Origin of the sequence: Ruixingdingia sedimenti (assembly GCF_031432425.1) — a bacterium.
Classification (GTDB): domain Bacteria; phylum Pseudomonadota; class Alphaproteobacteria; order Rhodobacterales; family Rhodobacteraceae; genus Ruixingdingia; species Ruixingdingia sedimenti.
This window is the reverse complement of record NZ_JAVKPH010000007.1, coordinates 137,897-158,883: the sequence shown is the minus strand read 5'-3', so window position 1 is coordinate 158,883 and position 20,987 is coordinate 137,897. Positions and strand designations below refer to the sequence as shown.

General features: G+C 68.7%; 26 protein-coding genes. 6 read left to right on the top strand and 20 right to left on the bottom strand.

What is annotated here, in order from left to right:
- Positions 1-6: 6 nt before the first annotated feature.
- The 5 genes from RGD00_RS08850 to RGD00_RS08830 are packed head-to-tail and all read right to left on the bottom strand — an operon-like array spanning position 7 to position 2,065.
- Positions 7-720 (bottom strand): flagellar hook-basal body complex protein, encoded by a 714-nt coding sequence (locus RGD00_RS08850; protein ID WP_310456947.1) that lies wholly within the window; start codon positions 718-720, stop codon positions 7-9.
- A 2-nt stretch (positions 721-722) separates the two neighbouring features.
- Positions 723-992: a flagellar biosynthetic protein FliQ gene (locus tag RGD00_RS08845; RefSeq protein ID WP_425603395.1), complete on the bottom strand. Its 270-nt coding sequence runs from the start codon at positions 990-992 to the stop codon at positions 723-725.
- Positions 993-1,001: 9 nt separating this feature from the next.
- Positions 1,002-1,286, bottom strand: coding sequence for a flagellar hook-basal body complex protein FliE (fliE, locus tag RGD00_RS08840; RefSeq protein ID WP_310456946.1), 285 nt, complete (start codon positions 1,284-1,286; stop codon positions 1,002-1,004).
- A gap of 11 nt (positions 1,287-1,297) precedes the next feature.
- A complete protein-coding gene (gene flgC, locus RGD00_RS08835) occupies positions 1,298-1,678 on the bottom strand; it encodes a flagellar basal body rod protein FlgC (RefSeq protein ID WP_310456945.1) in 381 nt (126 codons plus the stop codon).
- A gap of 3 nt (positions 1,679-1,681) precedes the next feature.
- Positions 1,682-2,065, bottom strand: coding sequence for a FlgB family protein (locus RGD00_RS08830; protein ID WP_310456944.1), 384 nt, complete (start codon positions 2,063-2,065; stop codon positions 1,682-1,684).
- Positions 2,066-2,149: 84 nt separating this feature from the next.
- On the opposite strand from RGD00_RS08830, the gene RGD00_RS08825 reads away from it, so the two are divergent.
- Positions 2,150-3,451: a FliI/YscN family ATPase gene (locus RGD00_RS08825; protein ID WP_310456943.1), complete on the top strand. Its 1,302-nt coding sequence runs from the start codon at positions 2,150-2,152 to the stop codon at positions 3,449-3,451.
- A gap of 3 nt (positions 3,452-3,454) precedes the next feature.
- Here RGD00_RS08825 and RGD00_RS08820 read toward each other — a convergent pair whose 3' ends face one another.
- The 6 genes from RGD00_RS08820 to RGD00_RS08795 all read right to left on the bottom strand — a co-directional run bounded on the left by RGD00_RS08820 (position 3,455) and on the right by RGD00_RS08795 (position 7,434).
- Entirely contained in the window at positions 3,455-4,243 is a 789-nt protein-coding gene (locus tag RGD00_RS08820; RefSeq protein WP_310456942.1) for a DUF1217 domain-containing protein, read from the bottom strand.
- The gene (flbT, locus tag RGD00_RS08815; RefSeq protein WP_310456941.1) at positions 4,240-4,644 is read right to left on the bottom strand and encodes a flagellar biosynthesis repressor FlbT; all 405 of its coding nucleotides are present in this window, start codon (positions 4,642-4,644) and stop codon (positions 4,240-4,242) included. Before flbT ends, RGD00_RS08820 begins: the two co-directional genes overlap by 4 nt.
- The gene (gene flaF, locus RGD00_RS08810) at positions 4,641-5,018 is read right to left on the bottom strand and encodes a flagellar biosynthesis regulator FlaF (protein ID WP_310456940.1); all 378 of its coding nucleotides are present in this window, start codon (positions 5,016-5,018) and stop codon (positions 4,641-4,643) included. The genes flbT and flaF overlap by 4 nt, the downstream gene beginning before the upstream one ends.
- A gap of 68 nt (positions 5,019-5,086) precedes the next feature.
- Positions 5,087-6,616 (bottom strand): flagellin, encoded by a 1,530-nt coding sequence (locus RGD00_RS08805; RefSeq protein WP_310456939.1) that lies wholly within the window; start codon positions 6,614-6,616, stop codon positions 5,087-5,089.
- 199 nt (positions 6,617-6,815) lie between these two features.
- Positions 6,816-7,163, bottom strand: a complete 348-nt coding sequence (locus tag RGD00_RS08800) for a hypothetical protein (RefSeq protein ID WP_310456938.1) — start codon at positions 7,161-7,163, stop codon at positions 6,816-6,818.
- Positions 7,153-7,434 (bottom strand): rod-binding protein, encoded by a 282-nt coding sequence (locus RGD00_RS08795; RefSeq protein WP_310456937.1) that lies wholly within the window; start codon positions 7,432-7,434, stop codon positions 7,153-7,155. Before RGD00_RS08795 ends, RGD00_RS08800 begins: the two co-directional genes overlap by 11 nt.
- A 106-nt stretch (positions 7,435-7,540) precedes the next feature.
- On the opposite strand from RGD00_RS08795, the gene RGD00_RS08790 reads away from it, so the two are divergent.
- From RGD00_RS08790 to RGD00_RS08780, 3 genes are read left to right on the top strand one after another with little or no spacing between them, the layout of a single operon-like run.
- A complete protein-coding gene (locus RGD00_RS08790; protein WP_310456936.1) occupies positions 7,541-8,626 on the top strand; it encodes a flagellar hook-length control protein FliK in 1,086 nt (361 codons plus the stop codon).
- A 7-nt stretch (positions 8,627-8,633) separates the two neighbouring features.
- A complete protein-coding gene (locus RGD00_RS08785; protein ID WP_310456935.1) occupies positions 8,634-9,284 on the top strand; it encodes a flagellar hook capping FlgD N-terminal domain-containing protein in 651 nt (216 codons plus the stop codon).
- A 56-nt stretch (positions 9,285-9,340) separates the two neighbouring features.
- A complete protein-coding gene (locus tag RGD00_RS08780; protein WP_310456934.1) occupies positions 9,341-9,937 on the top strand; it encodes an HD domain-containing protein in 597 nt (198 codons plus the stop codon).
- On the opposite strand, the gene RGD00_RS08775 is transcribed toward RGD00_RS08780, so the two are convergent.
- The 9 genes from RGD00_RS08775 to RGD00_RS08735 form a co-directional block, all read right to left on the bottom strand.
- Positions 9,922-10,617, bottom strand: coding sequence for an ABC transporter ATP-binding protein (locus tag RGD00_RS08775; RefSeq protein ID WP_310456933.1), 696 nt, complete (start codon positions 10,615-10,617; stop codon positions 9,922-9,924). The genes RGD00_RS08780 and RGD00_RS08775 overlap by 16 nt on opposite strands.
- The gene (locus tag RGD00_RS08770) at positions 10,618-11,319 is read right to left on the bottom strand and encodes an ABC transporter ATP-binding protein (protein WP_310456980.1); all 702 of its coding nucleotides are present in this window, start codon (positions 11,317-11,319) and stop codon (positions 10,618-10,620) included.
- Positions 11,316-12,248: a branched-chain amino acid ABC transporter permease gene (locus RGD00_RS08765; RefSeq protein ID WP_310456932.1), complete on the bottom strand. Its 933-nt coding sequence runs from the start codon at positions 12,246-12,248 to the stop codon at positions 11,316-11,318. The genes RGD00_RS08770 and RGD00_RS08765 overlap by 4 nt, the downstream gene beginning before the upstream one ends.
- Positions 12,245-13,123: a branched-chain amino acid ABC transporter permease gene (locus RGD00_RS08760; RefSeq protein WP_310456931.1), complete on the bottom strand. Its 879-nt coding sequence runs from the start codon at positions 13,121-13,123 to the stop codon at positions 12,245-12,247. The genes RGD00_RS08765 and RGD00_RS08760 overlap by 4 nt, the downstream gene beginning before the upstream one ends.
- A gap of 40 nt (positions 13,124-13,163) precedes the next feature.
- Complete coding sequence (locus tag RGD00_RS08755) at positions 13,164-14,459, bottom strand: ABC transporter substrate-binding protein (RefSeq protein ID WP_310456930.1); 1,296 nt, start codon at positions 14,457-14,459, stop codon at positions 13,164-13,166.
- Between the two features lie 112 nt (positions 14,460-14,571).
- Positions 14,572-15,930: a hypothetical protein gene (locus RGD00_RS08750; protein ID WP_310456929.1), complete on the bottom strand. Its 1,359-nt coding sequence runs from the start codon at positions 15,928-15,930 to the stop codon at positions 14,572-14,574.
- Positions 15,931-16,124: 194 nt separating this feature from the next.
- Positions 16,125-16,439, bottom strand: a complete 315-nt coding sequence (locus tag RGD00_RS08745) for an H-NS histone family protein (RefSeq protein WP_310456979.1) — start codon at positions 16,437-16,439, stop codon at positions 16,125-16,127.
- A 110-nt stretch (positions 16,440-16,549) separates the two neighbouring features.
- A complete protein-coding gene (locus tag RGD00_RS08740) occupies positions 16,550-17,104 on the bottom strand; it encodes an ActR/PrrA/RegA family redox response regulator transcription factor (protein WP_310456928.1) in 555 nt (184 codons plus the stop codon).
- Between the two features lie 91 nt (positions 17,105-17,195).
- Entirely contained in the window at positions 17,196-17,816 is a 621-nt protein-coding gene (locus tag RGD00_RS08735; RefSeq protein WP_310456927.1) for an SCO family protein, read from the bottom strand.
- Positions 17,817-17,899: 83 nt separating this feature from the next.
- On the opposite strand from RGD00_RS08735, the gene regB reads away from it, so the two are divergent.
- Entirely contained in the window at positions 17,900-19,279 is a 1,380-nt protein-coding gene (regB, locus tag RGD00_RS08730) for a sensor histidine kinase RegB (RefSeq protein WP_310456926.1), read from the top strand.
- A 195-nt stretch (positions 19,280-19,474) separates the two neighbouring features.
- Complete coding sequence (locus RGD00_RS08725) at positions 19,475-20,980, top strand: PAS-domain containing protein (RefSeq protein ID WP_310456978.1); 1,506 nt, start codon at positions 19,475-19,477, stop codon at positions 20,978-20,980.
- Positions 20,981-20,987 lie beyond the last annotated feature (7 nt).

The window sequence follows — 20,987 nt, the reverse complement described above, 5'->3', positions numbered from 1 at the left end:
GTTCTCCTATCGTCCAAGGGTCTGGATCACGCCGCGGATGCGTTCATCCTCGCGGTCCATCAGGTTCTGCCCGGCCTCGTAGGCGCGCTGCACCGCGATCATGCGGGCGATTTCGGCCACCGGGTTGATATTGGCGCCCTCCAGCCGGCCTTGCAGGATCACGCCGGGTTCCTCCAACGGTGTCACCGCGTCGGCGGCGAAGAGCGTGCCGGCCTCGTGCCGCAGGGTCAGGGGGTCGGCGGGCTGCCAGAGGCCGATCTGCGCCAAAGGCCGCCCGCCCGCCGACAACGTACCGTCCTGCGCCAGCGTCGCCTGCCCGGCATCGGGCGGCACGAACACCGGCGCGCCGCCCGCATCGAGCAGCCGGTGGCCATCGGGTGTGACCAGTTCCCCTTCCGCATTGGGGGTGAAGCTGCCGGCACGGGTCAGCCGCTGGCCCTGCGGGGTCTCGACCAGAAAGAACCCCTCGCCCCGGATCGCCATGTCGAAGGGCGCGCCGGTCTGCGTCAGGTCGCCCTGCGCCAGATCCACATGCCGCGCGCTGGCATGGGGCATCGACAGCGACGGCCCGTCGCCCGCCGCGCGCACATGTTCGGCGAAGATCACGCCTTCGCGGCGAAAGCCGGTGGTCGAGGTATTGGCGATATTATGCGCCAGCACCTGCATTTCCCGCATCAATCCCGACTGGCGCGACAGTGTGGCGTAGATCGCGTTGTCCATCCCTAACCCCCTGCGATCAGCGGAACGATCCGGTCGGTGAAAAAGCTCACCAGCGTCGCGGTCATGAAGCTCATCGAGACCCAGAACACCGCCAGCATCGCGGCGACCTTGGGCACGAAGGTCAGCGTCGCCTCCTGCACCGAGGTGAGCGCCTGGAAGAGGCCGATCGCCACCCCCGCCGCCAGCGCCACCCCCAGCAGCGGGGCAGAGATCACCACCGCAACCCAAAGTCCCTGGCGCAGCGTGTCGTAAAGCGTGGTATCGGCCAGCATCGCGCGCCCTCAGACCGGCATCCGCAGGATTTCCTGATAGGCCTCGACCACCTTGTCGCGCACCGTCACCACGGTTTCGACGGCGGTTTCCGCGGCCGCCAGCGCCTGCACCAGCGCATAGGGATCGGCCCGGCCGGTCATCGCGGCCTTCGCCGTTTCCTCGCCCCGCGCCAGCGTTTCGGCGAAACTGGCGGCGAGGTTGCCGAACGCCTCTGCCGCGCCGCCGGGTTCCGGGGCGGTGGCGGGGCGTGCCTGGGCATAGGCCTGGGCGGCCAGCGAAGCTTTCACATCCATTCTGGATCCTCCTATCGGCGCAGCAGTTCGAACAGGCCCTGCGTCATCTGGCGGGCCTGGTCGAACATCCTCAGATTGGCCTCGTAGCTGCGCTGCGCCTCGCGCGCGTCGGCCAGTTCCAGCACCAGATCGACATTGGTGCCGTCATGGTGCCCCGTTTCGTCGGCCAGCGGGTGGCCGGGGTCGTAGATGCGTTCCAGCGCCGAACGGTCCAGCCGCACGGGGCCGAGAGCGACCTGCGCGCCGCCCATCACGTCGCGGAATTCCACCGTCTTGCGGCGATAGCCGGGCGTGTCGGCATTGGCGATGTTTTCGGACACATGGCGCAGGCGGCCCGATTGCGCCTGCATGCCCGAGGCCGAGGTGGCGAGGCTGCGGATCAGATCGCTCATCCCCTACCTCCGTCCCAGACTGCTGCGCAGGACGCCGGACAGGCTGGTATAGATCGACAGCGCCATGTCGTGCTGCTGGCGCACCTCTGCCGCGCGGACCATTTCCTGTTCCAGCGAGACGGTATTGCCGTTGGGCGCGGCCTCTGCCGTCAGCGCGCGGGCGGCCAGCGTCACGCTTTGGCCCCCGCTGCCCAGATGGCCGGCGCGGGTCGCGCGCATCTGCGTGTCGCCGGTGCCGCGATAGGCGGCAGCGAAACCGGGCAGGTCCGCGGCGCGATAGCCGGGCGTGTCGGCATTGGCGACATTGCGCGCGACCGCCTCTTGCCGCGCACCGGCATGGGCCGCGAGCGCGCGCGTCATTTCGATCACTTCGAGCTTGGGTAACATCGGGGCTTCTCCCTCGATCCGTTTCACCAAGGCTTAAGAGTGATTCGTTTAGAAACCGTAATCGGCAGAACAAAAGGTGACGGCATGCGGGGACTATTCGATGGATTGCGCGCAGGGATCGCGGCGGTGCCGGTGGTGCAGCGGATCGGCCGGGTGGCCGAAATCGGCCGCGGCACGCTGGTCGTGTCGGGCCTGGCCGAAGGCACGGGGCTTGGCGACCGGGTGACGGTCGGCGCCCTGGGGGGCGAGGTCATCCGCGTCGCGCGCGAGGGGCTGACGGTCCTGCCCGACGCCGCGCCCGAGGGGCTGGCCATCGGGGCGGAGGTCGCCCTGACCGGCCCCGCGCAGATCGCGCCCGACGACAGCTGGATCGGCCGGGTGGTGGACCCGTTCGGCCGCCCGCTGGATGGTCGCCCGCTGTTCCCCGGCCCTGTGCCGCGCGGCCTGCGCGGGGCCGCCCCCGCCGCCGCCAGCCGCCGCCGCCTCGGCGCGCGGCTGGAAACCGGGCTGCGCGCATTCAACACGCTGCTGCCGCTGGTGCGGGGTCAGCGGATCGGGCTGTTCGCCGGGTCGGGGGTCGGCAAATCCTCGCTTCTGGCCAAGTTCGCCCGGGGGGTGGAGGCGGATGTGGTCGTGCTGGCCCTGATCGGCGAGCGCGGGCGCGAGTTGCGGGATTTCACCGAACATGTCCTTGGCCCGGCGGGGATGGCGCGGTCGGTCGTCGTGGCCGCGACATCCGACCAGTCGCCGCTGATCCGGCGGCGTTGTGCCTGGGCGGCGATGGCGGTGGCGGAACATTTCCGCGATCAGGGGCTGCATGTGCTGCTGCTGGCCGATTCGGTCACGCGCTTTGCCGAGGCGCACCGCGAGGTGGCGCTGGCCGGGGGGGAGGAGGCGTCGATGCGCGGCTATCCTCCTTCCGTCGCGCATGCGATCATGTCGCTGGCCGAACGCGCGGGGCCGGGGCCGCAGGGGGCGGGCGACATCACCGCGGTCTTTACCGTGCTGGTCGCCGGATCGGATATGGAGGAACCCGTGGCCGACATTCTGCGCGGGGTGCTGGACGGCCATGTGGTGATGGACCGGCGCATCGCCGAACGCGGCCGGTTTCCAGCGATCGACCTGCTGCGGTCCGTGTCCCGCGCGCTGCCGGAGGCGGCGGACGAGGCCGAAAACCGCCTGATCGCAGAGGCACGGCGGCTGCTTGGCGCCTATGACCGGGCCGAGATGATGATCCAGGCCGGGCTTTACGCCGCGGGGTCCGACCCGGTGGTGGATCAGGCGATCCGGGTCTGGCCCGCGCTCGACGCCTTCATCGCCGAGGACGAGGCGGAGGATACCGCGGCGAGCTTCGTCCGGCTGGAACAGTGCCTTTCCGCGCGCTGAGGGTCAGCGGCGAGCGGCCTGCAACAGCATCAGCGCCGGGCTGGTCGCTGGCGCCGCCGCCTGATCCGCGCGCAGCAGATAACGGCGCACCAGCGCCTCCATCTTTTCCGGCGCCTCGAACTGGGCGATTTCGGACGAACCGAAGGCGGCGGCGGCCTTTTCCTTGAACACCGCCAGCTGCCGGTCGATGTCGAGCGCACCGAAACTCGGCGGCAGGGCCAGCGCAGTCTCGAACACCTTGCGCAGGGGGGTGTTGCCCATCACCGTGAACCAGCGCGCGTCATTCGACATGTCCTTCTGCGCCAGCGCCGCCAGTTCGCGTTCGGCGTTCAGCGCCAGCCGGTAGGTTTCATCCTTGCTGCCCACCGCGGTCTCGAAGCTGCGCGTTTTCCATTGCGACAGGATGCCGTCGGCAAAGCCGGTCAACCCGGTGCGCGGCACGCCGCCCTTGTGCAGACGAAAGGCGGTGGCGAATTCCAGATACCGCTTGTCCGCCAGCCGGTTGGCCAGCGCGGTGTCGCTGGTCGTGCCGTCCTCCAGCACCTTGCGGATGAAATAGCGGTTGTTCACATCGGCCTCGAGCCCGAAGGCGCTGAGGGCGACGCGCAGCAGGCGGGGGTCGTTCACCAGATCCTCGGCCGTCTCGACCGATGCGATCCGGTCGCGGAAATACGCCTCTTCCCGCTGAACGGATGCCTGGCGGGTAAAGGCCGCGGCCTGGGTTTCCTGCGTGCGCTTGAGGAAGCCCCACCCGGCAAGGCCGCCCATCGGCAGGACGGGCGCGAAACTCATGCCCTTGCGGCGGCGAACAGCCGCTCCTCCCGCGGCAGAAGGCTGCGCAGGGCCTTCAGCGCCTGATAATGCTGATCCTCCAGCACCGCCTGGGTGGCGAGCGTCAGTTGCACGCGGCTGTCGTGGTCGGTCAGGACCTGGCTCAGCTGTTCGATCCCGCGCAGAAGCTGCATCCGCGCCTCGCCCGCCCCGGCATCGCCCGACAGCACCAGCTGCGCGATATAGCAGACGCGCCGCACCGGCGTGTTCACCTGTTCGGGGTGGATCGCGTCGCGCAGCCGCAGGATATGCGCGTTCGGGGTCATGATGGCGAGGCGCGAGCGGCGGTCGCCGTTCTCGACCACCGCGCCGTTGATCAGCACCCGTTCGTGCGGGCCCAGTTTCAGCACCAGCCCGGTCATGCCCCGCCCCCTTCGCCGCGCAGGCCGCGCATGACGGCGGTGTTGATGTCCACCAGCGCCTCCACCCCCGCCTCGCCGGCGCGGATCTTGCGGCTGTGTTCGGCGGTGAATTCATAAAGGTAGAACAGTTGCGCGCGCAGTTGCGGCGGCAGGGCGTTGCCCGGGCTCGCCACATCGGCGGCCAGCACCGTCCAGAGCCGGTTGTTTTCATCCAGCGCCGCGATCAGCGCCGGGTAATCCTGTTCGCGCGCGGCCCAGGCGGTGTTGAGCCGCTGTGTGACCCGGGCGAAAAGATCGTATTCGATGCTGCGCGGGTTGCGCGCGGGGGTGGTGGTCTGCGCATAGGCGCTGCGGGCGGCGAGATAGGCGTTCACGGCGTGTCCTTCCGGTGTCCTGGGGGTCGGAACGGGCCGGGGCGCGCGTCACGCCCCGGCCCAATGCCTTACCGGAAGAGCGACAGGATGCTCTGCGGTGCCTGGTTGGCGATCGACAGCGCCTGGATGCCGAGTTGCTGCTGCACCTGCAACGCCTGGAGCCGGGCCGAGGCTTCTTCCATATCCGCATCCACCAGCGTGCCGATGCCCGCACGCAGCGAGTCGGTCAGCTTGCTGACGAAGGAGTTCTGGATGTCGATCCCGCGCTGCGCCGAACCGAAGGAGGCCGAGGCGTCGATGGCGCGGGTGATCATGTGCTCGATGTTCGACAGCGCGGCGGCCGCGCCCTCTTTCGTCGTCACGTCGATCCCGTCGAGGCCGAACAACCCGCCCGAGGCCTCGCCGCCCGCATTGCCGACCGCGGCCAGCGTCATCGTGGTGGTGCTGGAGTTGTCGATCTTCAGCTGCCAGGCGCCGTTGCTGTCCTGCGCGACGGCGGTGGTGATCCCGGCCATGCCCGCACCGTCGACCGCGGTTTTCAGGCCCTTGGCCACATCCTCCATCGACTGGCCGGGGCCTGCGACATAGGTGAAGGTCTTGCCGCCGAAGGACACGCGATAGCCGTCGCCATCGCTCACTGCGGCGATGTTGCTGAAGGTGACGTTTTCCGACCGTTCGTTGATCGTGCCGCTGGCCACGGTCACCGCCGCGCCGTTCAGTTCGGTGATCTCCGACCCCGCGGCGGAACCCCCGAGACCCGAGACGGCGACCTCCGCCCCCTCGAACGCGCGGGTGGAGGTGATGGTGATCACCGCGCCGGCGGCCGAGGCGGTCACACCCGCGATCCCGAGCGCGTTGATCCGCCCGGCAACGATGCCGGCCGCGGCGTCCTGATCGCCATCCCCCAGTTCACCGGCGGCGAAGCTGAAGTTCATGCCCCCGATGGCGAAGGATGCCTCGCCGTCCGAATAATCCGCCCCGGTCGCCATGGTGATCTGGGCGGTGTTGCCCGCTGCGGCCAGCGCGCCGGCGGCGGTGTCGCTGACGACGGCATTCGCGTTCAGCGCCGTGCCGGAGCCATAGGTGCCCGCACCCATCGTCAGGTCGTTGCGGCTGACGGTGATCTGCGAGGCGGTGACGCCCCCCGCGCTGTCGCGGTCGAGGGACGCCAGGACGTTCATGGCGTCCGTTCCCTTGATCAGGTTCAGGCCGTTGTACTGCGCCGCGTTGACGACCGAGGTGATCCGGTCGCGATAGGCCGCGATGTCGGTCTGGATCTTGCTGCGGTCGACGTTTTCTTCCTGCGCGGCGACGATCTTGCCCTTGATCTCGGTCAGCAGGTCGGTGATCGTTTCCGACGCCTCGCGCGCCACGGCGATGGTGGAGGAGCCGAGCGAAAGGCTGTCGGCGATTCCCTTGAAGCCTTTCACGTCGGATTCCATGACCTTGGAAATCGACCAGACCGCCGCGTTGTCGCGTGCGGTGGCCACGGTCTTGCCCGTCGAGATTTCCGACTGGGTCTTGTTCAGGTTCTGGTTGATGCCCTTGAGCGTTTGCAGGGCCACCATCGCGCTGGTGTTCGTGAGAATGGACGACATCGGTATTTTCCCTTTCTGCGCCGGCGCTTTTGGCGCGGCATACCCGCCACCCGGGTTCCGGGCGGCACTGGCGGCGTTTCTGCCGGTGCTTCAGGTCGGCCCTGTAGCGCCACCCCGACCGGGGTGCAGGGCCATCTGGCGCCCGAATCTCTAAGAACTCGCTAAGGTCCGGGGCGAAATCGGTGGCATTTGAGCCATCTCAGGACCGGTGCGGCGGCCGGTCCGCCCCGGGGCCGATGACGGTGCGGCGGCCATCGCGGTCATAGGTGCCGATGCCCTGCCCCGCCGCGGTCAGGTCGCGCAGCCGCTGGCGCGCCGCGCGCACGCCCCGCGCCGCCGCCGCCAGCATTGTCATGTTGCCCCGCGCGCGCGCGGCCAGCCGGTCCAGCGCCGCGCGGTCGGCGGGCGGATGCGCCTCGACCGCGGCCAGCGCGGCATCCAGTTCCCCCGTCAGCGGGCCGAGCCCCGCGAAGGCGCCCCCGGCCAGCGCCGCGCCCACATCCTCCAGCGCCCGTTCCAGCCGGGCCAGCGCCGGATCACCCCGCATCGCGGCCCCGCGCGGCCAGGGCCTTGAAAAGCGATTCGGCCAGCCCGATTCCCCCCTTTGCCGTGATGGCCCTCGCCTGTTCGGCGCGCAGGAAGGATGCGAACTGTTCTTCGCCCACGCCGCCGCCAAAGTCCCCCGACGTGGCGCCAAGGCCCGCGTGGCCCAGCATTTCGGCCAGAAACAGCGCCTCCATCTCTTGCGCGCGGGCGCGCAGGGTGGCGTCCCTGTCCGGCTGCGGCGGCGGGCGGTCGGGGGGAATCGGGGGGATCATCGGCGGTTCCTTTCGTTGCGGGGCCATTTTTTCCGCATCCGGTAAACAAGCGGTAACTCCTTGCGGCCAGAGTGGTGGGGCGGAAACAACAGGATCGGCAGGCACGATGGCATGGTTCGACATCCCGGCGGGGGCCGTGCAGGGCGTGGCACGGGGCGTAGCGGCACCGGCGGCAGGAGGCGAAGGCGGCGGTGATTTCGCGGCGCTGATGGCGGGGGCGGCGCCGGGCTTTGCCGTCCTGTCGCCCGCCTTCGGTCGCGGCGCGTTCCAGACCCGCATCGGCCCGGCGGAGGAACAGGCCGACTCGTCTGGGGCCGAGGGGGCGGAGATTCTGCCCGGAACGGCGATCCCGTGGCCCTCACCGCCGGATCCGCTGCGAGCCAACGTGCAGAAGGGGGGTCAGGCGGCTCCTGCCGAGGGCGCTATCGGTCTCGATTCCAGTGATACAGAGACGGTTTTATTCACCCAGACCCCCACCGCACCCCCGCAGCCAGCCGAGCCCGATTTGCCGCATATCGGCCCGGCGTCGCTCGAAACCAGCCTGGCGGCGTTTCCCGGCGCCAGCCTGCGTTTCATCCGGCCGCTGCATGCCGCGCCGCCCCCGGTGGTGGAATTCGTGCCGATGGATGATCCCGCGATGCCATCCCTGCCGGAATCGGATAGCCCGGTCCTCGACACCGTGATGGTGCCGGGGGTCGGGGAACAGGCTGGCGCAGACCAAGGGCCGGTCCCGCTCGCCGACACCGCGTCATCCCCGGCAGCCGCGCCGCGGCCAACCTCTGCGGGAACCATGCCCGCCGCAGCCCCGCCCGCGCCACTCCCGGCCCTGCGGCGCATTGCCGAGGCCGCGCAGCAGGGGGACGGGGTGGTGGAACTGCGGCTCGACCCGCCGGAGCTTGGCACCCTGCGGCTGATGCTGATGCCCGAGGGCGACACGATCCGCGCCACGATCCATGCGGACCGGCCCGAGACGCTGGACCTGCTGCGCCGCAACGCCGCCGAACTGGCGGCGGAGTTTCGCGCGGCGGGCTTCGGGGGGGCGGTGCTGGATTTCGGCGCCCCCGGCTTTGCCGGCGGGCGGGGCGGGGACCAGCCGCCCCGTGACGACAGCCCGCCACCCGCGCCGCCCGCCATGGCGGCCGCACAGACGCCCGCGCCCACCCGGGCGTCCGGCCTCGACCTGAGATTGTGAGGACCCGATGGAGATCACCAATACCGCCGCCGGCAGCACCGCCACGGGCGGCACCCGGCGGCAGTTGCTCAATTCCGACTTCGACACCTTCCTGCGCATGCTGACCACGCAGATGCAGAACCAGGACCCGCTGAACCCGATGGATTCGACCCAGTTCGCGCAGCAGATGGCCAGCTTTTCCACCGTGGAACAGCAGATGCGGACGAACCAGATGCTGGAAACGGTGTCGTCGCAACTGGGGCTGATGAACATGGCGCAGCTGTCGGGCTGGATCGGGATGGAGGTGCAGGTGCCGGCGCCGGTGCGGTTCACGGGCGGCACCGTCACGCTGTCGCCCAACCCGGCGGCGCTGGCGGACCGGGCGGTGCTGGTGGTGCGCGACGCCGACGGGCGGACCGTTTCGCGCGAGGATATCGCGCTGACGGCGGAAACGCTCGACTGGGGCGGCACGGCGGCGGATGGCGCGCCCCTGCCCCATGGCACCTACAGCTTTGAACTGGAAAGCTATTCCGGCGACAGCCTGCTTGGCACCAACACCGTCGAGGTCTACGCCCCGGTGCTGGAAGCGCGCAGAACCGGGGGCGGGATCATGCTGATGACGCCGGGCGACATCAGCGTCGCCGCCGGTGCGGTTTCGGCCCTGCGTCGGCCCGGCTGAGGCTCGACAACCGTCCCGTGATTGCGGATACGGGGGGCGTCAGACGAGGGGGCGCCATGAAACAGCCGCGCGCGTGGCAAAGGATGCTGTCGGGCCGCAGGCTCGACCTGCTCGACCCGACGCCGATGGATATCGAGATCGAGGACATCGCCCATGGCCTCGCCTTCGTCGCGCGGTGGAACGGGCAGACGCAGGGCGACTGGCCCTATTCGGTGGCGGAACATTCGCTGCTGGTGGAACGGATCTATGCCCGCATGAACCCCGCCGCCCCCACCCGCTGGCGGCTGGCGGCGCTGCTGCACGACGCGCCGGAATATGTGATCGGCGACATGATCAGCCCGGTGAAGGCCACCGTGGGCGGCGGGTACGAGGATCTGGACGCACGGCTGACCGCTGCGATCCATCTGCGCTTTGGCCTGCCCACGGCGCTGCCCGTCACGGTCAAGACCGCGATCAAGCGCGCCGACCGGGTTTCCGCCTGGCTGGAAGCGGTGGAAATCGCGGGGTTTTCCCCCGACGAGGCCGACCGTTTCTTCGGCCGCCCGGGGGCGGCGCTGCTGAAGGGGCTGGAGATCCTGTTGCGCCCCGCCGCACAGGTGCGGGCGGATTTCCTTGCGCGGCATGCCGAACTGCTGGATCAGACACCCAGATAGCGGTGGAACTGCGGCGCGTCGTGGGTCAGCCCCTCGGCCGCCAGCACCTCTGCCACCTGCCCGCCGGTGACGAAGGCCACGCGGTCGGCCAGCGCCAAGGCGGTATCCACCCGCTGTTCCACCAGCACCACCGTCACCCCCGTCGCCCGCAGCGCCACCACCGTGTCGCGGATCAGCGCGATCATCGAGGGCTGCAAGCCTTCGGCCGGCTCGTCCAGCAACAGCACCCGCGGTTCCAGACACAGCGCCCGCGCGATGGCCAACATCTGCTGTTCGCCCCCCGAAAGGGTCGACGACACCTGATCCAGCCGTTCGCGCAGGCGGGGGAACAGGGCCAGCACCCGTTCGCGCACCTCGGCGCCCCGGTTGCGGGTCATCAGGCCGATGTCGAGGTTTTCGGCCACCGTCAGCGGGCCGAACAGGCGGCGGCCCTGCGGCACATAGCCGATGCCCCGGCGCGGCACCTCATGCGCGGGCAGCTGGTGGATGGGCTGGCCGTCCAGCAGAACCTCGCCCTCGCGCACCCGCACCAGCCCCATGATACAGCGCAGAAGGGTCGACTTGCCGGCCCCGTTGCGGCCCATGACGCAGGTCACCTCGCCCGCGCGGGCGGCGAAGCTCAGTCCGCGCAGCACCTGCACCCCGCCATAGCCCGCATCGACGCCGTTCAGAACCAGCATTCAGCCCCCCAGATAGGCGGCCTGCACCGCCCTGTCGGCCCGGATCTGCGCGGGCGTCCCGGTGGCCAGCACACGGCCGAAGTTCAGCACCGTGATCCGGTCGGCCAGATCCATCACCACATCCATGTTGTGTTCGATCAGCAGCACCGTGACATCCGGCACCAGACCGCGGACGAGAGTCTTGAAGCCCTCGATCTCGCCTGCCGCCAGCCCTTGCGTCGGCTCGTCCAGGATCAGCAGCCGCGGCGCGAGGCCAAGGCCCATGGCGATTTCCAGCAGCCGCTGATGCCCGTAGGACAGCGTGCCCGCCACCTGATCCGCCTGCGCGCCAAGGCCCACGCGGTCCAGCGCCGCCATCACGCCCGCCCGCAGGTCGCGCAGGCCGCGGCGCTGCACGGCGAGGGCCACGTTGTCGTAGACGCTGAGCCGCGCATAGATCGACGTGATCTGGAACGTATAGGCGATGCCGAGGCGGACACGCGCCTGTGCGGGCAGGCGGGTGATGTCCTGCCCGGCAAAGGCGATGCTGCCCGCCTGCGCGGCGACGCGGCCGCACAGCAGGCTGACGAAGGTCGTCTTGCCCGCGCCGTTGGGGCCGATGAGGGCGTGGATCTCGCCCTGCGTCAGGTCGAAATCCACCCCGTCGACGGCCCTGAGCCCGCCGAAATGCCGCGTCAGCCCGCGGGCCTGCAACAGCGTCACGGCAGCCACGGCGCCAGCCTTTCCCGCAGCGCGCCCAAAATCCCGCGCGGCGCGAACAGCACCAGCACCAGCAGCGCCACCCCCACGACCAGCAGATGCGCCGTGGTCAGGCCGCTGGCGATGTCGATCAGGTAGAACATGGCCAGCGCGCCCAGAAACGGCCCCAGCGCCGTGCCCGCCCCGCCCATCAGCACATAGAGCAGCGGCAGGATGGAATACTGGATCCCGGCGAAGGACGCCCCGACATAGCCGAACATCACCCCATAGGCCGCCCCCGCCGCCCCGGCATAAAGGCCCGAGGCCACCAGCGCCGCCAGTTTCGTGCGGAACGGGTCGTAGCCGAGCATCCGGCTGCGCTCCTCATTCTCGCGCATCGCCACCATGACGCGGCCGAAACGCGACCGCACCAGCGCCAGATTGGCCAGCAGCGCGACAGCGAACAGCGCCAGCGCCACCAGATAGCGGGTGCCGTCGTCCGACAGGTTCAGCGGGCCCAGTTGCCGCCCGGCGGCGGGGATCACCAGCCCCTCGTCGCCCCGCGTCCAGGCGCCGAAATAGAGCACCGTCAGATAGCCCGCCTGCGCGAACATCAGCGTCACGATCATGAACGACACGCCCGCCGTGCGCAGCGCCAGCAGCCCCACCGCCGCGGCGGCCAGCCCCCCGCCCACCAGCCCGGCGATCAGCGCGGGGCCTGCCGTCCAGCCCTGATAGACCACCAACAGCCCCGCCGCATACATCCCCGCGCCGAAGAACAGCGCATGGCCAAGGCTCAGCAGTCCCGTATAGCCGAAGGCGATGTTGTAGCCCATGGCGAACACCGCCAGCACCATGACGCGGGCGACATTGGCGTGGTGATAGGCGGGCAGCAGGAAATGCGCCGCCAGCAGCGCCGCGATCACCGCCAGATGCAGCGCCAGCACCCTCATGCCCGGCCCCCGAACAGGCCCTGCGGGCGGAACACCAGCACCAGCGCCACCAGCAGCGTGGCGAGGATCTTGGCCAGCGTGGGCGCGAAGAACATGGAAATCATCCCGTCCGACAGCCCGATCACCAGCGCCGCCACCAGCGTGCCGCGCAGCGACCCGAGCCCGCCGATGATGACGACGATGAAGCTCAGCAACAGCGGGTCGCCCCCCATCAGGTAATGCGCCTGCTGGATCGGCACGATCAGCACGGCAGCGACCGCCGCCAGCGCCGCGCCAAGGGCAAAGACGCCGGCATAGACACGATCCACGTTGATGCCGAAGGCGCGCGCGGTTTCGCCGTCGATCTGGGTGGCGCGCATCACCAGCCCGGCGCGGCTGCGCCGCAGGAACAGCCAGACCGCCAGCAATATCGCCCCCGCCGCCGCGACCACCGCCAGCTTGTAGCCCGAATAGCCGAACCACGGCAGTTGCAGCCGCCAGGTGAAGGGCGCGGGCACCGGGCGGGCATCGGGGCCGTACAGGCTCAGCGCCAGTTGCTGGATGATATACAGCAGCCCGATGGTGGCGACGATCGTCGCCTCGGGGTTGTAGTTCAGCCGTTTCAGCACCAGCGTATCGGCCAGCGCCGCCACCCCCGCGACGATCAGCGGGCAGGCGACCAGCGCCACCGCAAAGGCCAGCGCGGGCGGCCCGGGCACCCATTGCGTCACGAACCAGGCCGAAACCGCCCCCAGCATGAAGAATTCGCCATGCGCGACATTGACCACGCGCATGACGCCGAACACAAGGCTCAGCCCCACCGCGGTCAGCGCCAGAACGGCGGCGGCGACGAGCCCCTCCATCAGGGCCAGAAGAAGAAGCGGACCGAGCGACACGAGGGCAAACGCGGGGGCCCTGGCGGCCCCCGCCTCGAGGTCAGAAGGATTGCGCGGTGTAATCCACCGCGTCGGGGTACATGCCATCCTCGATCGCGGTGGTATGCACCTTGATCAGCTTGCCGCCCTGCACCTGGGTGATGAACTGGTGGCCGAACACCTGATGGGTCTTGCCGTTGAACAGCTTGTCGCCCTGCGGATGTTCGAACCCGGCCTCGAAACCGGTCATCGCCTCGACCGCCTCGACGAATTTCTGCCGGTCGGCCGTGCCCTGATAGCCCGCGGCCTCCATCCCCTGCTTGATGACGAACAGCGTTTCCCAGCACGAGAACATGTGGCCATAGGTCGACACATCCCGCGCATCCGTCACCGAGGCGCCGTTGTCGTCCACCCCCACGGCGGCGCGATAGGCGGTTTCATAATCCGGCGCGTCGGCCTGTTTGGTGCGGCAGTGGCCTTCCCAGAAATGCGTGCCTTCGAGGAATTCCAGACCCGGGCTCGCCATGTCCACGGCCTCCAGGCTGTCGATGAAGCCGAAGATTTCGGGCCGCGCGCCGGAGCCGTAGAACTCGCCCAGTTCCTTGACGAAGGTCAGCACCGCCGGGCCCACCATGACGTGATACAGAACCTCGGTATCCCGCGGGATCTGCGGCAGATAGCGGGTGAAGCTGGTCTCGGTCGGCGGGATGGCGATGTGCTTGATGACCTCGCCGCCCTGCGCCTTGACGGCCTCGGTGAAATAGTCGCGGTGGTCGTGGCCGAAGGCATAGTCGGGGAACACCATCGTCACCTTTTTGCCGAGGTTCTGCGTCACCCAGGGCGCCATGCTGCTGACCTGCGCGCGCACATCGGTGATGCCCGGTTGCAACGTCCAGCGGTTGAGCGTGCCGCTGGCGACGTGGAAGCCCTCGGAACAGACCAGATAGGGCACCTTCAGTTCGCCCGCGCGGGGGGCCGATCCGGTGACGACATGGCTGAACAGCGCCCCGAACACCAGATCGCAGCCGTGCTGGGTGGTCAGCTTTTCCACCACCTCGGCGCCGCGTTTGGGGTCGGTGCCGTCATCCTCGAAGACGATTTCGACCGGGCGGCCGTTGATCCCGCCGGATTCGTTCAGGACCTTGAGCGCGGCCTGGGTCGTGCGTTCGTACCAGCGGCCATAGGCGGCGCCGATCCCGGTGCGGTGCAGCTGGAATCCGAGCTTGATCGGCGCGCTGGACTGGGCCTGCACGAAGCGCGGAAAGCTGCCCGCCGCCAGCAATGCGCCACCGCCGGCCGCGAGGCCCTTGATCACGGTGCGCCGCGTTGCGGCATTACGGAAGGTAGTGGTGGTCATTGGCGTCTCTCCGATAGATGCGGCGGTGCAGCAATGCTTTCCGCTGCGTAAACATTGCGTCTGCTTCGCGGTTTGTCCACGCGAAATTCCGGCCTTCCTTCTTATGCGCGCCTCAGGCCCCGCGCGCGGTCGATAGCAGCCACAGGCCCAGAACCGTGTACCCCACCATGAGGACAGTCAGCGGCAGATGCGCGATGGCCCGCGCATGCCCGGCAAGTTTCAGCGCCAGCACCACGGCCAGCAGATGCGCGCCGAGGATCGCCGCGAACTGCGCGGCATAGATCGCCTGCATCACCGTGGCATCGGCAAGGAAACCGAAGGAAACATACAGCATCGGCAGGCCCAGAAGGCTCTGTCCCTGCATGAACGGATCGTTGAGGGCGGCGAGCGTGTATTGGCCGACGGTCAGCAGCGTCACCAGATAGTGCGCCGCGTGATAGCCCGCCGCGATGGCGAGGAACGACAGCATCAGCGGCCCCGCGGCAAACCGCCCGCCCATCCGCCGCCCCAGCCAGATCGCGCCGAGGATCCCCCCCGCCGTCAGCACCCAGACCGCGATGAGGCCGAGCGTGTTGACCCCCATGACGGCGGACCGGCCCGTGAACTCCAGAGGGTTCTCGCCGATCAGGCCCATCCACCAGAAGGTTTCCGCCAGCCCGTCGAAGGTCAGCGAGGCCAGCGCCAGCGTGACAAAGGCGACGCCGGAGGCCGAAAGGGCCGGCATGGCGACGATCTGCGTGCCCGGCCAGCCGGCGAACACACGCAGGCGGCGGCCATCCTCGGTCGCCCAGAAGGGGGCGATGCGGGAAATGCAGGCGAAGAACAGGCTCAGGAATTCGCCCTGTTCCAGCCATTCCTCGCCTTCTGCCACCGCCAGCACGAAGATCGCCAGCCAATAGGCCAGCGCGACGCCGGCCAGCACTGCCGGGTCGTCGGGGCGCAGGGATACGATCTGGAACCAGGCGAAACCGGCATAGCCCGCCACCGCCGGCCAATGGCCCAATCGCGACAGGCCCGCCCCCCCGGTCCGGCCCAGAAGCGTGCGGGCGATGCGCACCGGCGCCGTCCAGGGGTTCAGCGCACGCCACAGATTGCCGAACAGCATCGAGGCCAGCGGCAGCGCCACCCAGACCCCTGTCCAGAACACCAGCGTCATCAGGTTGTGCATCGGGTCGCGCTGGCCGAACAGGCCGATCAGCACCAGCCCGAGAAACGCGATGAACGACAGGTAGCTGCTGACCGTCAGCGGCACCAGCACCTGCCGTTCACCCAGCAGATGGGGCCGCATCGCCGGCAACCGCCCCGCCAGCACCCCCAGAAGCGCCGTCACCGCCACCGTCACCGCCGCCCCGGCCATGTAGTACCCCGTGGGCAGCAACAGGATCACCGAAGGCGGCAGCGCGCAGGCAAAGGCCGCGCCGGGCAGAAGGCAAAGCGCAAGGATCAGCGACGGGCGAAGGGGCAAAGGCATCGGCGGGCCGGGTTGATGAAGGGTGGCGCGCAAAGTGCCGCAAGCGGGCCTGTCGTGCAATACGTTCAGCCTGCGACCATCAGCGCGTCATCCGCGACCGGGCATGCCCCCGGCCGACCCCGCTTGCCAGGCAGGGCCCGGACGATCCGCCCCGCACGGCGCAGGGCGGACCGGCATTCCCTGGAGGAATGCGATCAGATCGCCAGATCGTCGGGCGACTTTCCGGCGGCGATCGCCGCTTCGTACCAGCGGGGCTTGCGGCCACGGCCGGTCCAGGTTTCCGCGGGGTTTGCCGGATTGGCATATTTCGCGGCCGAAAGGCTGCGCTTGCGCGTGGGCGCCACGCCGGTGAGTTCGGCCAGAGAATAACCCATGGAGCGCGCACGCTCTTCCAGTTCCGACAGCGCCTCTTTCTTCTTGCGCTCTTCATAGCTGGAAATGGCGCGGTTCACGCGGGCCTGTAGATCTTTCAGTTCACGAAGCGAAAGGGCATTAAGGTCGATATCCATCATGTCCCCATAATTATGGATTGCGCGACATGTCTATGCCCATCGCGCATTGTCGACAATGAAAAACTGATCCCCTGCCTCTGGAGAGGGCAGAATATCGCGTCAAACGCTCATTTAGGGCTTCTTTTGGCAAGAATCCGCTGCAATGTGCGGCGATGCATATTCAACCTGCGGGCGGTTTCCGACACGTTCCGGTCGCATTGTTCGTAGACGCGCTGGATATGTTCCCACCGCACGCGATCCGCCGACATCGGGTTTTCCGGCGGCGGCGGCAGGGTTTCGCCCCGGGCCAGCAGCGCATTGGTGACGTCGTTGGCGTCGGCAGGCTTGGACAGATAGTCGATGGCGCCGATCTTGACCGCGGCCACCGCCGTCGCGATGGCGCCATAGCCGGTCAGCACCACCACCCGGCAATCCGGGCGGCTTTCGCGCAAAGCCTCGACCACGTCGAGGCCGCTGCCATCCTCCAGCCGCAGATCGACCACGGCATAGGCGGGGGGGCGGATGCGGGCGATCTCTTTTCCGGCAGCGACGCTTTCCGCGGTTTCGGGCAGAAACCCGCGTTTTTCCATCGCCTTGGCCAGCCGCTTCACGAATGCCTCGTCGTCATCGACAAGAAGCAGGCTGCGGTCTGGTCCAATCTCCGCCAGAGGCTGATCGTTCATTGCATTCTCCGCTTTGTGCGCAACGACTTTAGGGGCGGGCGCGGGCATGGTCAAACCGTCTTGCACGGTTGCACGCGGCCTTGCCCCCGGGTCAGGAAGCGTCGATGAAACAGGCCACTTGCTGGGCCATCTGGTCGGGCGTGGTCTCGCGCTTGAAGAACTCGGCAAAGCCGGTTTGCGGCAGGACCAGATAGGTGAAGGTCGAATGGTCGACCAGATAGTAGTCGTCCGCGGGTTCCTGCGCCTTGTAATAGGTCCGGTATGCCAGCGAAGCGGCCTTGACCTGTTCTTCCGTCCCGGTCAGGCCGATCATGCGCGGGTGGATGTTGCCGGCGAAATTCGCCAGCACCTCGGGCGTATCGCGCTTGGGGTCGATCGAGATAAAGACCGGCGTCACCTCGTATCCCATTTCCTCGAGGATATCGACCGCCTCGGCATTGCGCGCGGCATCCATCGGGCAGACATCGGGGCAGAAGGTATAGCCGAAATAGACCAGCGAGGGCTTGGTGATGACATCGCGGTCGGTGACGGTGGCGCCGGTCTGATCGACCAGCGTGAAGGGCCCGCCGATGGCCCCGGCCCCGCCGGCGACGGCAGAGGTGCGGCATTCGGCAAAGCGATCGTCGCCGCGACCGCCCATCACGTACCACAGGCTGCCGGCGATCAACGCCAGCACGACGGCGACGGCAGAGCCTGCATAAAGCTTCGACATGACCGGATACTCCTTCTACTGCCGCCTCATTGATCCCTGATCGCGCCCCCGCTAACAAGGGTCAAGGCCCAGTGGAGCGCCCGATGACCCATTCCACCGCTTTTGACGAGTTTTCCGATGCCGATGCGGCACGCGCGCGGATCCGCCTGCGCACACTGGTATGGCTGCGCTGGCTGGCGGTGATCGGGCAGACCGCGGCGATCCTGCTGGCCGACCGCTATCTGGGCGTGCAACTGCCGCTCGGCCCCTGTCTGGCCGCAGTGGGGGCGCTGATGATCTCCAACCTGGTGGCGACCTTCGTCTTTCCGGAAAACCGCCGCCTGTCGGAACCGGAAACGCTGGTCACGCTGGTGTTCGACCTGACGCAGCTGGCCGGGCTTCTGGCGCTGACGGGGGGGCTGGCGAACCCCTTCGCGCTGCTGATCGCGGCGCCGGTGACGGTTTCGGCCACCGCATTGGGCCTGCGCAGCACGCTGGTTCTGGGGGCGCTGGCCATCGGGCTGGTGGCGCTGGTCTGGCAGGTGAACCTGCCGCTGCGGCTGGCGGACGGGGCGGTGCTGGCGCTGCCGCCGGTGCTGGAATGGGGCTTTCTTCTGGCGGTGGTGATCGGGGTGGCGTTCCTTGCGCTTTATTCCCACCGGATCTCGACAGAGATGCGGTCGATGTCGCAGGCGCTGGTGGCGACGCAACTGGCGCTGGCGCGGGAACAGAAGCTGACGGATCTGGGCGGGGTGGTGGCCGCGGCGGCGCATGAACTGGGCACGCCGCTGGCCACGATCAAGCTGGTCAGCGCCGAACTGATCGAGGAACTGGACGACCGCGACCTGCCCGATCTGCGCGACGACGCCGCCCTGATCCGCGATCAGGCCGACCGCTGCCGCGATATCCTGCGGTCCATGGGGCGGGCCGGCAAGGACGACAAGCTGATGCGCACCGCGCCGCTGGATACGCTGCTGCGCGAGGCGGGCGAGCCCCATGCCGCGCGGGGCAAGGTGCTGCATTTCGACCTGGCGCCCGGCCCCGGCGGCGACCTGCGCCAGCCAACCGTGCACCGCGCGCCGGAAATCCTGCACGGCCTGCGCAACCTGATCCAGAACGCGGTGGATTTCGCACAGGGCAACGTCTGGATCGACGGCCGCTGGACCGCCGACAGGCTGACCGTGCGCGTCACCGACGACGGGCCCGGCTATCCCTCGCAGACCATCCGCCGCATCGGCGAACCCTTCATGCGCAGCCGCAACGAGGGCCGGGCGGGGTATGAGGGCATGGGGCTCGGCCTGTTCATCGCCAAGACGCTGCTGGAACGGTCGGGGGCGGAACTGACCTTCGCCAACGGCACCGAGATGCCCGAGGGCGACCGCCCGGCGCGGTCCGGCGCCATCGTGGAGGTGGTCTGGCCGCTGGACCGTATCGCCGCAGAGGGGACCGAGGCCCTGGGCGGCAACCAGCCCTTCACCCCGTGACGCAACCGCAACACACGGTTTGTACGGCTGCGGCTGTGCGATTTAATCGCACAAATTAAGCTTTGCTTAACGTTTACACTTCCTAGTTGTGCCCGCAGCTGCCCGTGCATCTGTGGGTTCCTGGAGGTGTCAGTGGATCTGGGTATTGTGTTCAGTCTTTTCGCCGTTTCTTTTGCGGCGGCGCTTTCGGCCCTTATGGTGCTTTCCATTCTTTCGGCGCGGCGGCTGCCCGCCACATCGCTGTTCACGCAGGACGAACCCGGCACGGTCCTGCTGTTCGACGGGGAAACCCTTGTGGATGCAAGCGATTCCGGCCGCGCCCTGCTGGCCGCGATGCCGGTGCGCGGCGATCCCTGGATGCGCTTTGCCGCCTTTGCCGCACAACGGTTCGACGGGTTCGAACCGATGGTGACGAACCTGCCCGACCTCGGCCGGGTGACGCTGACCTCGCGCGCCGCCGATCCGATCACGCTGGTGGCGGAATGGCGGGGGGGCCTGCGCAAGTTCTCGGTGCTCGACCCGCATGCGCAGGGGCGGGCGCAGATGGTGGATGCACTGACCCAACGCGCGCAGGATGAGGAACTGGAATCCCTGCGCCACACCACCGATACCGCACCCTTCCCGATCTGGCGCGAGGCCCCGGACGGCAGCGTGACCTGGGCGAACAGCGCCTATTCCGCCCTCGCCGCGCGGGTGCTGGGCGAGGAAGGGGCCTGGGTCTGGCCGCTGCCGCGGCTTTTCCCCACCGTGACAGAGGGCGCGGCGGCGGGTCAGCGGTTCCAGATCGCCGTGACGGGGCAGGACAGGCCGCTCTGGTTCGACCACCACGCCTTTGCCGCGGGCGCAGAACAACTGGTGTTCGCCCTGCCCGCCGACGGCGCCGTGCAGGCCGAAGAGGCGCTGCGCGAATTCGTCCAGACCCTGACCAAGACCTTTGCCCATCTGCCCATCGGCCTGGCGATCTTCGACCGGCAGCGGCGGCTGCAACTGTTCAACCCCGCGCTGACCGACCTCAGCAGCCTGCCGGTGGATTTCCTGTCCGCCCGGCCGAGCCTCTTTTCCTTTCTCGACGCGATGCGCAGCCGCCGCATGATCCCCGAGCCGAAGGATTACAAAAGCTGGCGGCGGCAGATCGCGGCGCTGGAAAAATCGGCCAGCGAGGGCGTGTTCGAGGAAACATGGTCGCTGCCCTCGGGTCTGACCTATCACGTTCTGGGCCGCCCGCACCCCGAAGGCGCACTGGCGCTGATGATCGAGGACATCACCGACGAGATCAGCCGCACCCGCCGCTATCGCGCCGATGTGGAACTGGGCCAGATGGTGGTGGACACGATGGAAGAGGCGGTGGCCGTCTTTTCCCCCGCCGGGCAGGTCATCATGTCGAACACCGCCTATGCCGCGCTCTGGGGCGAGGATCCGGGCGCGGTGCTGGCGGATGCGGGGGCAAGCGGTCTTTGCGCCCGCTGGCAGGCGCTGACGGCACCGAGCCCGGTCTGGATGCAGGCGGGCGAATTCCTTGCCGATGCCGGCCCGCGCGCGGCATGGAAGGCCCATGCCCGGCTGCTGGACGGTCGGGCGCTTGCCTGCCGGTTCGTGCCGTTGCCGGGGGGTGCGACGCTGGCGGGGTTCTCACTCGCGCAGGGGGCGGATCAGCCGCCCGATGCCCGCCCCGCCCGCGCGGCCGCACGCCAGGGTGCCTGAACCGGGC

Coding starts and splice junctions, on each gene's coding strand:
- RGD00_RS08750 (WP_310456929.1), bottom strand. CDS start 15,930: ATGCCTTTGCCCCTTCGCCCGTCGCTGATCCTTGCGCTTTGCCTTCTG.
- RGD00_RS08795 (WP_310456937.1), bottom strand. CDS start 7,434: ATGATCCCCCCGATTCCCCCCGACCGCCCGCCGCCGCAGCCGGACAGG.
- RGD00_RS08825 (WP_310456943.1), top strand. CDS start 2,150: ATGCGGGGACTATTCGATGGATTGCGCGCAGGGATCGCGGCGGTGCCG.
- RGD00_RS08735 (WP_310456927.1), bottom strand. CDS start 17,816: ATGTCGAAGCTTTATGCAGGCTCTGCCGTCGCCGTCGTGCTGGCGTTG.
- flbT (WP_310456941.1), bottom strand. CDS start 4,644: ATGACCGGGCTGGTGCTGAAACTGGGCCCGCACGAACGGGTGCTGATC.
- RGD00_RS08765 (WP_310456932.1), bottom strand. CDS start 12,248: ATGAGGGTGCTGGCGCTGCATCTGGCGGTGATCGCGGCGCTGCTGGCG.
- RGD00_RS08775 (WP_310456933.1), bottom strand. CDS start 10,617: ATGCTGGTTCTGAACGGCGTCGATGCGGGCTATGGCGGGGTGCAGGTG.
- RGD00_RS08790 (WP_310456936.1), top strand. CDS start 7,541: ATGGCATGGTTCGACATCCCGGCGGGGGCCGTGCAGGGCGTGGCACGG.
- RGD00_RS08805 (WP_310456939.1), bottom strand. CDS start 6,616: ATGTCGTCCATTCTCACGAACACCAGCGCGATGGTGGCCCTGCAAACG.
- RGD00_RS08850 (WP_310456947.1), bottom strand. CDS start 720: ATGGACAACGCGATCTACGCCACACTGTCGCGCCAGTCGGGATTGATG.
- RGD00_RS08845 (WP_425603395.1), bottom strand. CDS start 992: ATGCTGGCCGATACCACGCTTTACGACACGCTGCGCCAGGGACTTTGG.
- regB (WP_310456926.1), top strand. CDS start 17,900: ATGACCCATTCCACCGCTTTTGACGAGTTTTCCGATGCCGATGCGGCA.
- fliE (WP_310456946.1), bottom strand. CDS start 1,286: ATGGATGTGAAAGCTTCGCTGGCCGCCCAGGCCTATGCCCAGGCACGC.
- RGD00_RS08820 (WP_310456942.1), bottom strand. CDS start 4,243: ATGAGTTTCGCGCCCGTCCTGCCGATGGGCGGCCTTGCCGGGTGGGGC.
- RGD00_RS08725 (WP_310456978.1), top strand. CDS start 19,475: ATGGTGCTTTCCATTCTTTCGGCGCGGCGGCTGCCCGCCACATCGCTG.
- RGD00_RS08800 (WP_310456938.1), bottom strand. CDS start 7,163: ATGCGGGGTGATCCGGCGCTGGCCCGGCTGGAACGGGCGCTGGAGGAT.
- RGD00_RS08745 (WP_310456979.1), bottom strand. CDS start 16,439: ATGGATATCGACCTTAATGCCCTTTCGCTTCGTGAACTGAAAGATCTA.
- flgC (WP_310456945.1), bottom strand. CDS start 1,678: ATGAGCGATCTGATCCGCAGCCTCGCCACCTCGGCCTCGGGCATGCAG.
- RGD00_RS08780 (WP_310456934.1), top strand. CDS start 9,341: ATGAAACAGCCGCGCGCGTGGCAAAGGATGCTGTCGGGCCGCAGGCTC.
- RGD00_RS08755 (WP_310456930.1), bottom strand. CDS start 14,459: ATGACCACCACTACCTTCCGTAATGCCGCAACGCGGCGCACCGTGATC.
- RGD00_RS08830 (WP_310456944.1), bottom strand. CDS start 2,065: ATGTTACCCAAGCTCGAAGTGATCGAAATGACGCGCGCGCTCGCGGCC.
- RGD00_RS08740 (WP_310456928.1), bottom strand. CDS start 17,104: ATGAACGATCAGCCTCTGGCGGAGATTGGACCAGACCGCAGCCTGCTT.
- RGD00_RS08785 (WP_310456935.1), top strand. CDS start 8,634: ATGGAGATCACCAATACCGCCGCCGGCAGCACCGCCACGGGCGGCACC.